Origin of the sequence: Aquimarina algicola, assembly GCF_006443095.1 — a bacterium.
Lineage (GTDB): Bacteria > Bacteroidota > Bacteroidia > Flavobacteriales > Flavobacteriaceae > Aquimarina > Aquimarina algicola.
In genome coordinates this window covers 1,201,937-1,219,404 of record NZ_VFWZ01000002.1, presented here as the reverse complement: position 1 = coordinate 1,219,404, position 17,468 = coordinate 1,201,937, and the positions used below count along the sequence as shown (strand labels likewise).

Genomic DNA, 17,468 nt, shown 5'->3' with positions numbered 1-17,468 from the left:
TAAAACATTGAATAGAATGTATTAAGATCAAAAATCTATTACTGTGGGTTTTTGATCTTAATTTTTGCTTATTTAGGTCATTTTTATATTGAATATCCATTTTTTATAGCGTAGACAGCTAAACCAACTCTGGTTCTTAATTGTAGTTTTTCAAACAAGCTATCTCTATAATTTTCTATTGTTCTGGGGCTGCAAAACATCTTTTCAGAAATTTGCTTATAGTTCATTTCTGTAGTAGTATATTTTAGAAATTCAGTTTCACGATCAGACAATTTTATTTCTTTAAGCTCTTTTTCGTCGGCACATACGTTTTCAAAAATTTTTTTAGAGGCCCATTCAGGAAAATATCTACCTTTTTCGACGAGGCTTTCTAAAGCTTTTTCAAGGTCGAGGGGCTGAATATTTTTGAGCATGTATCCTTTAGCACCGCTTTTAATCATTTTTATGAGGCTAGAATCATCATTTTGCATGCTTAATGCCATAATCAAAATTTGTGGGTGTGTCTTATGCATCCATTTAGCAGTTTCAAAACCATCCATTATTGGCATATTAACATCGAGTAATACAATATCTGGTACTTTTTTATGATTTAATTTTTCTTGAAAATCCATGCCATTTTCACATATATACAGTACTTCAAATTGATTAAAACTAGAGATAATACTGCTTAAAGCACTTGCAATAAGGAGGTGATCGTCTATAATAACTATTGTCTTTTTCATTTAAATTGAAAATTCTAAAATTAATTCTGTGCCTTTATCCTTCTGGCTGTCTAATTTGATAAGACCATTAACTAATTGTGCTCTTTTTTTAATATTATAGGTGCCAATACCATCGTTTTTTAATTTGCCAATATCAAAGCCAATACCATCATCTTTTATAGAGAGGGTGAGATGCTCTCTTTGCTTTATCAATACGATAGAAATATTCTTACAGCGAGAATGTTTGATACTATTTTGTAAAAACTCTTGAGTTATTCTATAAACGACACTTTTGTGTATATAAGAATCCAAATGAACTGTAGGATCAATATAAACAGTTACATTACATATTTGTAAACTATTTATTCTAGTGCATTCTTCTTGGATTAATTGGCTTATACAAGTGTTTTTGATATAGTCATTGGTCAAAGATTTTGATAATTGCCTAAGCTCGTCTAATGCTTCATTGATCATCTCATTTGTCGAATTGATAGTTGTATTTGTATTGATCAATTTATTTTCTATTAGATATTGTTGGATATACAAGCTTGCCAATGTAAGTTTTTGTCCCACATTATCATGTATTTCTCGCCCGATATATTCCATTGTATTGGTTTGTATTTCTATTTGAGTTTCTAGAAGTTCTTTTTTATGGTTTTGGTCTAGAATATTAATCTGTTGTAGATGTTGTTTTCTTTTGCTTTTATACTGATATATAAAAACAACAATACCAATTAAGAATGCTACAAAAATGATATTAAACAATATAAGCGTTATGATAAAGGACGTTTCCCCCATATATACGAAGCCGTAAATAAAAGATACATTATAGTATTAGAACAAAGAAAATATGCAAAATAGATCTGCCATATTTGACGATGATCATACCATAATTCGTTATAAAAACAGAAAAATGGATAGGTTCCTATATAGGATAAGATGATACCAATAGTAATGTAAAACATTTTATTTTTTTCAAAATTAATGATACTATCATCTTTGATTTGTTTTAAAAACTCTAATACTATCAAAAAAGCGAGCAATAGGGTACCCATAGTCAAATTGATAGAATATACTACGTCTATTTTTTTAAAGAATAATTCTACAGGTATATATGTTGTCAAATAGATAACAATGCAATAAAACAATAACTTTTTATTTTTTAGAGATTTATATGCGTATAACCAAAACAGAAATAGATATTGAATAGGGATGCCGATAAAAGCATAATACCCTTGTTTTATATTGTCAGGAAAAAAAGAATTAAAATACCAAAAAAACTCCTGAGTCATAATAAAAAACAAATATAGAGAGAACCATTTCCAGTAGCTTTTTTTCAATTCTACTATGTATAATAAGCCAACTATGGCAGAGATGAACTCTGCCACCAAAAACAATTTCTTGAGCAAAAAATGATATTCTTGCATTTTTTTGTTTTAGAAAGCTTCGCCAGAACCATTAGCTGGCGGAATTAGACTACCATGATTTTGAGAAATAGGAGATGAAGAACTCGAGTTTTTTGAAGCTTTTGTAATCGTTAATGCAGGAATAAAACTCTCATCATTACTAGAAAGATAATCTTCTATATTTCGCATGCTTTGAGTATATGTTCTTATATCATCAGGATTAAAATCAATATCTATTTTATCTCGATGGATAGTAGGAATCATGATTAGAGTATGCCGTTTTTGATAACTTTTAGTCAAAGCGTTTCTAAGAAAAAATGATAAGTCAGGATATTTTTTCTCCCAGGTTTCTATCTCAGGATATCTTGAATAGTAAATGCGAACCCCCAGATCTTTACTAGAAACATTATTTTTTTTGGAGCTGAATTCTATATGATATATAAACTTTTTTAGTGTTTCTAAATCAAACCAAATAGAATGAGCGTCATCTGTTATTACTCTTTTGATAAAGTCTAGTTGATTTTGTCTATATCCATTTGTCATTTCATGAATCAAATTAACTTTTAGAGTAGGTGCGGGCTCATGAGAATAATCCATACAGATATTTTGCTTGTTCTGGGATAGAGATGGTTTTTTAGGTGGATACTTATAAATATAGGCTGCAAAAGCAAAAGTTACTACAATGAGTAATGAAGTTGATACCATAATAAATTGGTTTTTAGAAGTTATAATTCTTTGTGTTAGTACAAAGGAAAAGGTTTTTGCTTTTGTTTTATAAAGTTAAATACCCCAATTAAAAAGGGGAAAATACCCCAAAAAATTAACGTTGTTTGTTCTTGTATTTTTAGGCTATTTGATCATCAATTTATACTAAAGAAATTCTGAATTTTGAGAAACAAAAATTATAAATCAAAGATATATGCAATTGCATCAGGACTGATCATCCTCTCTGTTTTTAAACTCACAATGCATAGTGGTCGCGTAAACCGAAAAGCGTAAGAGTAGGTAATCTTAAAACTATTATTATGAAATACATCAAATTTATTATCACGCCTGTAATTGCTTGTCTTTTATTATTTGCTAGTTGCGAAAATGACTCTCAAACAGTTAATGAAAACCAATTAGATAGTATTAAAGTCGAAGAACGAAATGCAAATCAAGAATTTGATTTTTCGGCGTTAGAAAAAATTAATGAAGATGAGTTAAATGATATTGAGGCAGGGCTAATTGAAGCAGGAAAAGAAATTAGTTTGATTAAAGAAATACAAAATTTTGATACAGAAGAGGTTCCTGATTTGAGCGCTATTAATGATTACTTAAGATATAAAGGAGCATCTCCTATAGATACTGAAAGATTTTATTATCAAACAGAAGAAATCATTAGAAATCCAGATGCAAAAGCTACCGATCTTACTCAAGTATTATCAGAAACAAATATGTATTCTGATGCTCAGTTAAACTTATTTTTGGAGTTAGATGCTCAAATGAGTAAAGCATCTTCGTTTGAAGAATCAATGAATATACTGGATAGTTTTAAAAGAAATGTTTCTGAGAGTAAAGAATTACCTTCTTTTGAAAAGAATACTATGCTTTTATATGCATCTAGTATGAAAGGTTTAATGTATACAGACTATACTTCGCAAAAAGGATTTAGAGATTGTATCAATTGTGTTTACAGAAATAAGTGGAGAATACTAGGATGGGGTGTATTTAGAAGTTTACCCAAAGTAATATTTTGCATTTTTACAAATCTTGGAAATGCATGGGGAATGATCTGGTGCATCTTAAAAGCATTAGGTAGTGGTATTGCTTATACTTTTAAGGCTTATTGTGGTAAATTCTGTTAATCGTGCACATAGAATATAAATCTCGATTTAAGTAAAAACCTCACGGAACATTCAAAGGACTTCTCGTTTTCAAACTGTTTACGTTTTGCTGGCGAGTCAAGCCTCGGGGTATTAGTCCTACTAGAATAAAATAGGCTGCCAATAATGGCAGCCTATCTTTTACCCATATCAATTCTTGATCTTTAGAATCAATTATTGCTTGATAATCTTTTTGGTAAATATTACAGTATTGCTTTTGGTTTGATCCAAAACATTCAAAATATAATATCCTGCCGGAAGATTATTAACGTCAATAGTATTCTGACCTTCTTTTATAATAGCCTCTCTGCGTAAAATTCCTGTAGAGTTAAATAATTGTACTCTGCTACCATTTGTAGCTCCAGAAACATTTATTATATTTTTTACAGGATTAGGAAAAGCTTTTACAGCAATTTTGTTCTCTTCAAAACGTCCGGATTTTGGGAAGCTTTCGTAAGTGATAATAAGCTGAGGTGCAATATTTAGCTTATTTTCTTTTGAACCGAATGCAAAATCATTACCCGAAGTCGCTGTTAGGATTAAAGATACTCTGTCTCTGTCTAATGCATCAGCATCTAGGTCCACAACTTTTGTAGTTCCTAATCCATAAGTATCATTTAATTTTCCTAATACAACTTCTTTTCCAGGTTTATTGGCTAGACTGAGGTTATCTTCTGTCCAATTATTGCTATTTCCTTTATTAACAGTAAGGTCACCATTACCTTCATCAGAGTTTACAGTAAACTTTAATTGAGCATTGGTTATTTTACCAGGTATGGTAGAAAGGTCAAACATCAAATATCCATCACGTTTGTTTTGTTCTACTCTTACAATAGATTGGTTGTAACGTATGGTTCCTTGTAGAAATGCATCCTGAACTGGAGACAGTACCTGAGTCTGCTCTATAAGAGCACTTGATGCCGCAGTTTTGCTTGCAACAATCTTGTCTATATTAAATAAGAACCCTGCACTACCTTTGTATGCCAACTGTAATGTTTTTTGTCCTTTGGTTAATGCAACTGTAGCAGAAAAAGCTTTGTAATCATGCCATTGACCAGTTTTAGGGATAGTTATAGTCCCTACAGTTTTGCCGGCTTCGATAATATCTATTGTACCGCCTGTACCGTTACTTGAAGCAAATGCGTCTATAGCATATTGTCCATTTTCGGTAATATTTACAGTATAATCAGTAGTGTCTCCATTTTTGATAAACCCAAGGTTTTTACCAGAAACTCCTGGAGTATCTTCTATACGAACACTACCTGATTTTGTTTTAAAAGCTTCAGCTTCAAAAGCACCAGGAATAGCAATTGAACTTACAGGAGGAGTTCCTGTACCTGTACAAGGTGTTTCTTGATTGCTAAGGTTTAATGGGTTTGGCGTGCCCGTTTTGTACATTACAATTCTATCAATTAAATGATCTTTAGAACGTCCTGAGACTTCTATAGTATATACTCCTGCACTATTGAATTCTGCAAATATTTGATGAGCGTCATTATCACTAGTGTTGGTAGACCATGTCCAGTCTGTAGATCCCGAAAGATATATTTTGAACCATCCGTTTGCACCTGCACCTTCTGGTACGGGAGTCTGCCCACTACCTTTTGGATATACGCGGTTTCCATTTTTCTCTCCATAAAATGCATTGGCATCCGGTAATCGTAACCAACTATCATTATGCTCGGTAGAATTTGTTCCTTTTCCGATACTACTTCTCCACTGAAAACGGTATTTACCTGGTGAGTTGATTTTTACTTTAACAGTAATAGTTCCATTACCAGGTGTTCCAAAAGCGTCATTACCATCCCATGATAAGTATCCATTTCCTGTAAATCCAGACTTAGCAGTTTTGATGTTCCATTGTGTTCCTGATACATTCAGGTTTTCAGATTCCATAACAACAAGTCCATTTTTTTCTTCAAAATCTGCAGTACAATTACCGCCGTTGTTACCTCCATTATCACCATCATTACTTTGGCAAATAAAATCTAGAGCAGTCCATCTACCACGAGAATATGCTGTACTATTTCCTTCAGGAATCTTACCATTTGTATGTGAGTTAAACTCTATTCTGATTTTGGCTCCTTTTTTTATATCAACACCTTCAAATACAGTTCCTGATTCAGTATAATCAGTTGTAGTAGTAGGGTTTGTATATTCTCCAACATTCACTCCATCTACAGAAATTCTATAAGTAGATTCTCCATCGATTTCTGTAAGCGTTGTTAACTTTATATCGTATGTACCTGTATTACCGCTGAATGTTTTTTCTACTGCAGCAAATTGATCTTTGTATTTTGAAGCATCTATAGCCAAAGCATTTCTCGCATTATCTTTATAGGCAGGTGAAAAACCAGCTGTAGTTAATGCAGGAAAATCTGTAATTGCTTGTAATGCAACACCATCACAATTACCTTGCCCATCGTTTCCACCATCATTACATTCTAACTCAAATATAAGTTTTGGGGCATTAGTTCCTTCTTTAGAAGAGAAAGATACATCATTACCACCTGTTTGTTTTACAATTAGTGAAACAGTTTCTCCCGGAGCAATATTTGATAAATTCCATTGGTAAGATTGTCCTTTACTATATGTGGTATTAAGCGCACCTATTTTAGCACCTTCTCCCGGTTTGTTGCTATTAGAAAGGTTTGCTTCTGTCCAGTTATTAGAATTTCCTTTAAAGATTTCAATAAGTCCACTTCCATCATCAGTAGATACAGTAAGTTCTAGTGTTACACTAGTTACTTTTTCAGTAGTTGAAGGCGCTGTAAATTTGAGATAAGAAACTCTTTTACCGCTTTCTACTCTTAGATCTGCATTGTTAAATTTGGTTGTTCCTTGCAGATATGCATCTTGAGAAGCAGTTGCTACTTTGGTGTTATCACAACCACCACCGTTACCATCTTTGCTAGTGATTAATGCTACCCAGTCATTATTATCGGGAGCAACAAGACTACCACCTAAAGTTTGTTTAGCAGTTAAATTACCTCCTGTACGAGGGTTATACCATTGCACATCATATTTGCCATTTCCAGCAGGTAGGTTTAATCCAGTAGATCCACCATTAGGTCTGTATACAGCATATATTTTTCCTGCCTGAGCAAATACATAGTCATTATTGTCAGAGGTAACACCATCTGAGCTTACCATTTTTGTTACTTGTGGCTCTAGATATTTATTAAAGAAGTTGATCGCATAACCACCTTCTCTATATTTGTTTCCTCTTTTTCTATGATCATTACCATTGATGTCTCCATCGTCGTTGGTATAACCGCTATAGTATTCTACACCGGCACCACCGGCAAGAAGTGTTGCCCACAATACTCTGTGTCTAACTTGCTTATCAGATACTCGAACTCCTTGAGAAGCGCTTCCTTGCTCGTCATTGGCTACTACCCACTTTCTTCCAGAATTTCTCGATCTTTCTAACCATGTTTTTACATCATTATGAATGCTGTTTTGATTGGATTGAAGAGAAGCTCCTGTTAATAAGGATTTGTTACCAAGTAGTGGTGTATATCGCTGATCTTTTTCGCCAGGGTAGGTATGGATTACAATGTTGTGATCATAAGGATCATTATCCTTGATATACTTTGCTGTAGCTCTTACCACATCGTCTTTTAATGTCGTTTCTTCGGTAAGGTTCCAATTTAGAGCCAGGTGGTGACTAAATCTTGCAATGATTTCGCGGTAATATAATTTACGTTCTCTTCCAAAATTATTACCGTCCATTTTGTTGTCATTTTCAGTCTCCATGGTTTTAAAGTGAAGATATATCCCTTTTTTATCGGCATATTCCATCACCTTTTCCCATTGGTCTAACTTAGATACATCAAAACGGTCTTTGTGCACTTTGTTCCATTGTTGCCCTCTTGGTGTATTACCATATTCTTGCTCTGATACTTTAAGGACATGAGGAAAAACAGCACCACCGTCTCCATCAGTGTTCCAAGTTAAAAAAGATACTACATTGGCTCCCTGCCCGGCAAGATAATTAAGCATCCCTAATATTTCGGTTCCTTTGTTACCATTGTTCCAGGTATAAGCTCCTGCATCATTTGCATTGTAGTCTTGTTGATGAGGACCCCATGTTTTGTTACCAATCTTATTAAGATTATTATTAAAACTTGGCGTAGCATCAAAATCTACATAATTAAACGCGTTTTCAGGAGAATCTGCTCCAGCCTTAAAAAACCAAGGACCATTTGGATTGTCAGGGTTAGTACCAGAGTGTTTTAAGTAATGTTCTCCAACATACTGTAAACGTCCTAGGTTTTTGTTTCTGAAGTCTCTTCCTGATTTATCAGATTCTGAAATGGAGAAATTTCCATTTGTACCATCCATAAAACCTGCACCAGAACCACCACCATTGGCAGCTACATTAGTTCCTTTTTTGAAAGAGGCAGACCAGTTCCAAGTTCCTGTTCTATCAGGAGTAAAATGTACTCTCCACTTATTACCAGAATTACAGCTATTGTTGGCAGCATTACCACAAGCAGCATAGTATCCGGGTACGGTATAGCTCTTGTTGCTACCAGAATGTGTAAATGTAACATCCAGTCTGTAATCTGTAAAAGGGTTTGGACTTGAGGTTTCTGTGGTATTAGGTCCGTTAAATGTTAAAGTGACCTTGTGCCATCGTTTTAATTCTCCCTGGGGGGTCTGGGCTTTTGACACTAGCCCTAGAAGGAAGAACGCAATTAGAAAATTGACTTTCGTAAGCTTCATGATTTAAATTGTGTTTGATAGTTTATATAATTGATTGTTTATACCATTTATAAAGTCTGTGTAATTTTAGGTTTTGTGTTGGCGAGTAAAATGATTTTTCGAAAGCCAGCCGAAACTAATCATTTATTACTAGTATAGTCTCCCGTAATTAGTACACGATGCTTTAAAAATAGAATTCGTTAATCACTATTGATTATTTGACACAAATCCGACCATACAGCTATAGTTTTTGCTGTACAAACTGATCAGATTTTTTATATTACTGCTTAATTATTTTATGATTTGTTTTACAATTATGTTATCATCATCTTGTTTTACCTGAATAAAATATATGCCTGACTTTAATTGACTGAAATCCATATTTTTTATATTGGTATTTTTCTGTATCGTTTCTTCATAAAGTAAGTTTCCGTATAGATCAATGACTTTGATATTTGCATTTTTAAAGTTTGTGGTTGTATTTAACGTTAGTTTATCAAACACAGGATTAGGAAAAGCTTTTATTTGAATTGGGTTAGATATGTTAGAAAGAGTAGTACTTGGTTCAACACCCCATACAAGGTTACCATTTACATAAACAGCGATTTTATCGTGGTTGGTATACGCTGTTTTGGTATTGTCATAGGAGTAATCATCAGTTTCATCAAAATTACTCCAGTTTGCTTTGGCAAAACGTACTTGTATGGGTCCAGAATTTGTTTTGGCAGGTAGTAAACCGGCATTTGCTGTAAACGAAATGTCAAGATAGTTCATACCAGCATTTTGACCAAAGACTCCTAAAACGTCATTGGTTCCTAATTGCGCCCAATCACACCAGAAATTAAGATCATTACTATCTTCTGAAGTAAACCAGTATCGTATGATAATATCCTTGTAATCAATAGGGTTGTCTCCATTATTAATGAGTTGTATATGTGGATTGATCGTATTGTCTGTCGCACTGCCGTTACCCCCATCTTTGTAAGTGAGTATAATATCAGAAGTAGGTAGTTGATCTACTACTTTGATTGTAATTGTTTTTGTATCAGTTCCGCCTTGTCCGTTATCTACGGTAAGTGTTACTGTATATTCACCTATGGTATCAAAAGTATGTGTTACTTTTTGTCCGTTGGCTATATTTCCATCACCAAAATCCCAATTATAAGTTAGAGGGTTTCCTTTTGGATCTGAAGAATTGGAGGCATCAAAACTAACTTCGAGTGGTGCCAGACCTGTAACTTTATCTGTTATAAAATCAGCTAAAGGAAAGTTATTTTCTATAGTTCCATCATCGGAAAAGGTCATGGTAGAAAAGTTGAAAGCTCCATTATCGATAAAAAATCTCATAACTTGTTCTCCTTTAGTTAGAGTAACATTAGAAATTTTTTGAGGAACAAAACTTGCCCAACTACTTGTTGCAGCTACGTTTTGAATACCCGTTACATCTGTACCATCAAACTCTATATGAAATTGACCATTAGAATTTTCTGAGGCTACTAGAACTTCGATATTGTATATTCCGGCTTGTGCAACATTAACGGTATATTCTATCCATTCTCCTTTTGCGGTATATCCAATGTTACCACCATCTCCATTAGTTTCGGTATCTACATCTTCATCTTGTCTTATACCATTGCCATCATTTCCTAAAGAAATATCGTGATAGGCTACAGTTTCTCCTCCCAAATCAAAGCTTGTGGCTTTTATTTTTCCAGGGATTACCTGTGGAACTCCATTTACATATGGCTCTTGTGGAGGTAGTGGAACAGTAGCGTATATAACTTCGATGGTATGGTTTTGAGTAACATTAGAAAACGTATATGTATTTACATCACCTATAGAGCTTCCATCAACAAGAACATCTTCAATTTTGAAACCGATATTGGCTGTAATATCAAATATTTGATTATCGTTTTCTGAAACGATGATGTTTCCAGAGGGAGATATGGTTCCTCCCGGATTAGCTGAAGCACTAATAGTGTAAGTCGTTCCACAAGATGTAATTGTAGGATCTATCATAGATTGGGGAATGATAGAGGTGTTTTTAATCGAATTGATATCTGTAACGCAGATTTCTTCTGCAAAGGTAGATGCCCAACTTCCATAGTTACCATTAGAAGTAATATCAAAAACACTATTTGGGGCACCACAATCACTATTATCTACTGCTCCCCAAGACCAGGATAGCCAGCCAATTTTTTCTTCTTGTAACCTTTTGATCATTTCTTGATACGGAAAAGGCTGCCCACAGGCAATAGGAGAGGCAGCTTCTTGTGGGCCTTCTCCTATGATATAGGGTAATTTTTTGAGTTTTGCGTCCTCGATCATTGTATTCAAACGATCGATTTTTGCTTGATCATCTCCGTTTGTCCAATAGGTATGTACAGCAAATATGATATTGTGCAATGGGTCGAATTCTAATAATTCGTTTCCTCCTTCAAGAAAATAGCTTTCTCTATTACCATATCCTCCACAATCTATCATTAACGGAGTGTCGATTCCTGCATTTCGTAACTGTGTAATTGCATCTTTATAATAAGCAACCCATTGTGCTGTAGATTCTGATCCGTTTCCTACTTCATTACCAATATTTACGATCAACCATTTCTTGTATTTTTGAATGGTAGATAAAACTGCGGGTCTTGTCCAATAATCGAGAAGCATTTGTAATTTGCTAAAATCTCCTGTAGCATCGTGCAATTCTGCAACCGGTATCATTTTGTTTTTGATACTATTATTGATAAGTTGGTCAAGCTCAGTTTCGTCTCCTTGAGTAGTCCACACTAGCCTTACAGCATTAGACCCTGTTTTTGCAATTTCTGGTAATATAGTAGTCCCTGTTCTATCTTGAGACCAGACAAACATTTCATTAACACCACGCATTACAACTTCTTCATTGCATGATGTATAGATTTTTCCTTCTTCTACACGTATAGTATTTTGAGAAAAAGAATTATAACCTGTTAATCCTAACATCATAAATAATAGAATTGACAGTGTCTTGAGTATTGATTCTTTTGTAGCTTTCATCATCTCTTTAAATTTTTTATAATCATTGCTTGTAGGTTTTATGTACTCTACAAGCAATGATTATTGTTTCTTATTTTACGATTTGCTTTACAGTGGTTTTGCCACCTTGCTCAATCTGAATAAAATATATTCCGGATCTTAATTGACTGAAATCCAGGTTTTTTATATCAGTATTTTTCTGGATGATTTCTTCGTAAAATATGTTTCCTGCCAAATCAATGATTTTGATGTTTGCATTTTTGAAACTTGTAGTTGTGTTTACTGTTAATTCATCAAACACGGGATTAGGAAATGCTTTTATTTGAATTGGAGATATACCAGAAGTACTAGGTTCAACTCCCCATACTAGTGTACTATTGAGATATACGGCGATTTTATCGTGATTTGTATAGTCGGTTTTGGTATCATCATATGAGTAATCATCAGCTTCATTAAAATTACTCCAGTTTGTTTTTGCAAAGCGTGCTTGTATAGGCCCTGAATTTGTTTTAGAAGCAAGAATACCTGCACTTTGGTTGAATGTGATGTCTAGATAGTTATTACCTGCACTTTGTCCAAAAGTTCCAGATACATTATCAGTTCCTACTTGTGCCCAATCACACCAGAAATTAAGATCATTACTGTCTTCTGAAGTAAACCAGTATCGTATGGTAATATCCTTGTAATCAACAGGGTTATCTCCATTATTGACAAGTTGTATGTGTGGATTGATTGTATTGTCTGTTGCACTGCCATTACCTCCATCTTTGTAAGTCAAGACAATATCAGAAGCAGGTAATTGATCTACTACTTCGATTGTAAGGGTTTTTGTAGCTGTACCTCCTTGTCCGTTATCTACAGTAAGGATCACAATATATTCACCGATAGTATCAAAGGTATGTGTTGTTGTTTCTCCCGTACCTGTAGTGGCATCACCAAAATCCCAACTATATGTAAGTGTATTACCTTTTGGGTCTGAAGAACCAGATGCGTCAAAGTTTACTTGTAGCGGAGCTGTACCTGTAATTTTATCGGCTATAAAATCTGCTACCGGAGGTTGATTGGGGTCAGTCACTGTGATGATAATTGATGTGCTGCTAGAGTTTCCGTTACCGTCATCAACAGTGAGTTTTACTGTTTGATCTCCTATTGTTGTAAATTCATAATCTGCAGTTACACCTAATGCAGTGTTACCACTACCAAAATCCCAACTATATGTCAGAATATCTCCATTTGGATCTGTTGATCCTGAAGCATCAAAAGATACTAGTAAAGGTGCGTCTCCTGATATGATATTTGTTGTTATAACAGCTTTTGGGGTTTCTGCGCCATTAGGTTCTGTACCACTAATAAGATTTCCATTAAGGTATAATGCTACTCGATCCCATGCAGCAAATTCTTTTTTGGTTCCATCATATGAGTAATCGTTGGACTGATCTGTATCAGACCAAGCACTATTTGCAATTTTGGTTTCTATTCTTCCTGATCCATCACTACTACCCAGTGTTCCGGCAGCAGAATCAAAAGTAACTTCCATATAGTAAGAGTTTCCTTCTACGTTAACAATTTTACCATTTACGTTACTACTCCCTATCATGGCATAGTCTGTAAAAAAGCTTAGTGCAAGATCTTCTTCGGTTTCAAACCAATATCTGATACTGAGGTCTGAATATGCTACATCTTGTGAAGAGTTATTAAATATTCTGAAATGAGGTTTGATAATATTGCTTACTACATTTGCAGAAGCATCCTTATATTCTAATGATAAAATACCATCGCCTCCTATTTGAATATTTCTAGGAGTAGATTCTTTTGTTTTTCCATCTATAGCTGTTGCCACAGATGTGATTTTATATTGACCATCTGATAATCCTGTAAGATCAAATTCATAAGGAGCAGTAGTATCTTCTCCTACCAGTTCGCCATTGCTATAAAATTCTACTTTGACTACTGTGTTGTTTTCATTCGTTAGGTTTGCCTCGACATGAACGCTGCTTCCCGATACGAATTTATCTCCTGATTTTGGTGATAATAAAGAAAGGTAAATAGCTTCTCCACCAGACATGGCTTCCATTCTATGAGCGTGTTCTTTGTAGATACCTACTTCTACATCACCCTCGAATACAGCAAATTTATCTCTTGGTGTTTCACTATCTGGAAACCACCAAAAGGCACTTGCTCCGATTTTTTCTTTTTCGATATACCCATAGATTTCTTCCCACCACTCGTATCTTTCTTGGATTTCGACATTAAATTCTCCTACATATAAGGGTTTTTTGATGATATTATGAGACTCATTTGCCCAGGTTGCCATAAGTTCCATAGTTTGCTCTAGTGTAAAGTTTGACCAACTTTCTCTTATATATGGATGTGCAGAGGTAAAATCAATATAGGGGGATTCGTGTATTTTTATAAAATCATTTCCTTCGTCTCCTCCAAATCCATACTTGGCTCCATGAGCTTCAAGGCCTGTTCCTAAAAGATGGTTAGAATCTATAGATTTTATAAATTCTCCCATATCGTCTACCCATGCTCGTAATGTATTTGAAGAGAGGTCATCTCCAAATCCTTGATATCTAGGTTCGTTCATGAGTTCCCAAGCGAGAATAGTAGGGTCATTTCTGTATTCTACACCATCATAATGATTTTTGCGAGTGATAAAGTATTTTACATAATCTTTATATCCTTGTATAGCAGAGGCATTGGTAAAAAACTGACCCTGATCATGAGTTCCGGCTCCTTCTACTTCTATACCTTCCCATTTCAACCGGTCTTTGATACCGCCATAATCATTCCAATAGTTTTCTAATGCTACAATGAGTTTAATACCATTGGCTTCAGCAGATTTTACCACATAGTCGAATAATGAGAACTGGGCTTCACTATATACTCCTTTTTGTGGTTCAAAACCGTGCCAATCCTCATGACTAAACCCCCATAACCTCACTACTCGAACACCACTTACATATAATGTTCGCATATGAGCGTCTATACGGTCTTTATCCATAAATTGAGTTTCTATATCTCCACTAGAAGAACCGTAGGTAAAAAAATCATAGACATTAGCTCCCGAAAAATAAAAAGGCCTTTCGTCTAGCATGAATTTGTCACCATCGGTATAGACAAAACCGGGAGGTACCGTTGTTTGAGCACTTAGATAACTTGTGGTAAGTATTGCATAACATACTACAAGTAAGGTTTTAAGATTGTTTTTCATGATTTGTGGTTTGTTAAATTGTTGGTTTAGATTTGATAAAACACTTTCTCTGATAATATATACCAGAGAAAGTGGTGGGGTTCTAACAATATTTATTTGGCAATTTGTTTTATAATGGTGTTACCATTTTGTATAATTTCTACAAAATAAATTCCCGGAATAAGCTTTGCCATATCTATTGCAATTTTTGTATCAGAGGTTTTGATATGCTGAGAAGACATTATTTTTCCTGAAAGATTTATAATATTAATTACAGCTCCTTTCAAATTATCATTACTCGTCAGGTTGAGTTGAGTAGTAACGGGATTAGGAAAAGCTTCTATTGAAGTTTTCTTCATAGTATTTGCAAAAGCTGTATTAGCTGGTTCTATACCCCAAACAAGACTACCATTTACGTACAATGTTACTCTATCGTGACTTGTAAATGATGTTTTTGTATCATCATAAGAATAGTCATTGGTCTCATCAAAGGCACTCCAGTTGGTTTTGGCAAAACGGGTTTGTATAGCCCCAGAATTACTTAGTCCTTTAAGAACTCCTGCAGTATTATCAAATGAGACTTCTACAAAGTCTATTCCTGAAACCTGACCAAATGACCCATTTACGAATTCAGTACCTAGCTGTGCCCAGTCACACCAAAAATTCAAAATATTATTTTCTTCTGAAGTAAACCAGTATCTTATTGTAATGTCACTGTATGCGAACTCTTGGTTTCCATTATTTATAATTCTAAAATGTGGATTGATTGCACTATCATTACTATTACCAGAGCCTCCATCAAGATATTCTACTACCAGATCTGCACTTGTTTGTTCTGTAACTGTGATTGTTATTGTTTCTGTATCTGTTATTCCAGAAGGTGATGTTGCTGTAAGGGTAACGATATAACCTCCTACACTATCGTATGAGTGAGATACTGTAGTACCACTTCCTGCAGTACCATCTCCAAAATCCCAGGTATACGTTAATGCACTATTGTCTGTGCTTGATGATGTTGAAGCATCAAAATTAACTAATAAAGGAGCTATACCGGAAGTATTATCAGAAGAGATCACTGCGGTAACAGTTGGGGTACCAGAGCCATTTACATTTATAATTATGGTTTCTGTATCTGTAACCGTACCATCATTTACCGTAAGGACAACATTATATTCTCCGGGTGTTGTAAATGTATGTGAGACAAGGCTGCCAGTATCTGTGGTAGTATCATCAAAATCCCATGAATATATTAATGTATCCCCATCAGCATCAGAAGAAGCTGAAGCATCAAATTGTACTGTAAGAGGCGCATTTCCTGAGCTAGTATCAACGCTTATTTTTGCTATTGGAGCATTATTTGAATTGCCCCCAATTACATTGGGAATACGCGGTGCAAAATATGGACGTAATAGATCCATTTTCCATTCGTTTACAGTTGACCAATCGTCTGCTAGAATTCCTCCGGTATCTCCGGAGTTAGGGTTCATTGTCCAAAAAGTCCACGAGTAAATATCTCCCATAAATTTCATCCATTCGGTGATCCATGTCAATGATATACCTCCAAAGGCATCTTGATCTTTAATACCAAATTCACCTACAAATATGGGAGAGGTCTCGTCTTCATATAGGTAATGAAAGTTTTCTTGCCATATACCGGGCATATTACTGGGAAAATCTGCGGCTTCAAACCAATCTTGTGGAGCTACTTCGGGACCATACTCATGTGCTGAATATACTAGTTTGCTAGGATCAGATAATTGTACAGGATATTGTCTGGCTCCCATAAGCTGACCTCCCCACCAATATGAATTTCCTTCAAACTCTCCAACACCTTCTACAATAATTAAAACGTTTGGGTTTACTTTTAAAATAGCGTTACCACAGCGTTCTGCGGCTTTATTCCAGTTTGTAGCAGGGTCGTTATCACCCCATGTTGATCCGTGTGGCTCATTGTTGAGATCCATACCCACTACGGCAGAGTATTCTTTATATCGGTCTGCCATAAAAATCCAGTCATTGATCCATCTTTCTTCGGAATATTCATCAGTATACCATAAAGCTTCATTTAAAAAGCCATCTGCGGCTCTCGAATGGTTATCCAAAACAATTTTAATATCGTTTTCCTGACACCATTTTACCATAATATCCATCAACTCTATAGGTGTTGTTACTTTAGATTCTTCTGCATTCATAGGAGAAACACCTGTATACGAATCCGTACCAAAAGAATTAACTTCTATGGTTACTCCGGGGTTGAGCATTTCATTACACCATGGTACCCGTATAGTGTTAAATCCCAGATCTTTAATTTGCTGCAATACACTTTTCATATCACGAGTCCAGATGCCGTGAGGAAAATACGTTTGCGTTTCAAAACCGAACCAGTTAACACCTGTAAGCCTAACTTCTTTTCCGGTTGTGTCAAATAGCTTGTTACCAGATGTGCTTAAAAAGTTTTGTTGTTGTGCTATTAATGTCATTGCATTACTAAACAGTAATGCTAGTATTATATAATTTATCAATCTCTTCATATCTTCTTCATTTTTAGTGTAGTTATAATTTGTAAAATCAAGCCATGATC

At 34.8% G+C, this 17,468-nt stretch carries 9 protein-coding genes; 1 reads left to right on the top strand and 8 read right to left on the bottom strand.

All coding sequences use genetic code 11. The annotated features are described in order from the left end of the window. Positions 1-83: 83 nt before the first annotated feature. Genes FHK87_RS09390 through FHK87_RS09375 form a run of 4 tightly spaced genes read right to left on the bottom strand, consistent with a single transcriptional unit; the run spans position 84 to position 2,812 of the window. Entirely contained in the window at positions 84-722 is a 639-nt protein-coding gene (locus FHK87_RS09390; protein WP_140592416.1) for a response regulator transcription factor, read from the bottom strand. Next, positions 723-1,466: a sensor histidine kinase gene (locus FHK87_RS09385; protein WP_226294167.1), complete on the bottom strand. Its 744-nt coding sequence runs from the start codon at positions 1,464-1,466 to the stop codon at positions 723-725. Positions 1,467-1,474: 8 nt separating this feature from the next. Beyond that, on the bottom strand, positions 1,475-2,128 hold the full coding sequence (locus FHK87_RS09380) for a hypothetical protein (RefSeq protein WP_140592414.1): 654 nt from the start codon (positions 2,126-2,128) through the stop codon (positions 1,475-1,477). 9 nt (positions 2,129-2,137) lie between these two features. After that, the gene (locus FHK87_RS09375) at positions 2,138-2,812 is read right to left on the bottom strand and encodes a hypothetical protein (protein WP_140592413.1); all 675 of its coding nucleotides are present in this window, start codon (positions 2,810-2,812) and stop codon (positions 2,138-2,140) included. Between the two features lie 320 nt (positions 2,813-3,132). Here FHK87_RS09375 and FHK87_RS09370 point away from each other — a divergent pair, with 320 nt between their 5' ends. Then, positions 3,133-3,954 (top strand): hypothetical protein, encoded by an 822-nt coding sequence (locus FHK87_RS09370; RefSeq protein ID WP_140592412.1) that lies wholly within the window; start codon positions 3,133-3,135, stop codon positions 3,952-3,954. 192 nt (positions 3,955-4,146) lie between these two features. On the opposite strand, the gene FHK87_RS09365 is transcribed toward FHK87_RS09370, so the two are convergent. The 4 genes from FHK87_RS09365 to FHK87_RS09350 all read right to left on the bottom strand — a co-directional run bounded on the left by FHK87_RS09365 (position 4,147) and on the right by FHK87_RS09350 (position 17,418). Then, positions 4,147-8,703 (bottom strand): CBM96 family carbohydrate-binding protein, encoded by a 4,557-nt coding sequence (locus FHK87_RS09365; protein ID WP_140592411.1) that lies wholly within the window; start codon positions 8,701-8,703, stop codon positions 4,147-4,149. A gap of 270 nt (positions 8,704-8,973) precedes the next feature. Further along, positions 8,974-11,715: a PKD domain-containing protein gene (locus FHK87_RS09360; protein WP_140592410.1), complete on the bottom strand. Its 2,742-nt coding sequence runs from the start codon at positions 11,713-11,715 to the stop codon at positions 8,974-8,976. Between the two features lie 67 nt (positions 11,716-11,782). Next, positions 11,783-14,908 (bottom strand): PKD domain-containing protein, encoded by a 3,126-nt coding sequence (locus FHK87_RS09355; RefSeq protein ID WP_140592409.1) that lies wholly within the window; start codon positions 14,906-14,908, stop codon positions 11,783-11,785. Between the two features lie 92 nt (positions 14,909-15,000). Beyond that, the gene (locus tag FHK87_RS09350) at positions 15,001-17,418 is read right to left on the bottom strand and encodes a cellulase family glycosylhydrolase (RefSeq protein WP_140592408.1); all 2,418 of its coding nucleotides are present in this window, start codon (positions 17,416-17,418) and stop codon (positions 15,001-15,003) included. Between the last annotated feature and the right edge of the window lie 50 nt (positions 17,419-17,468).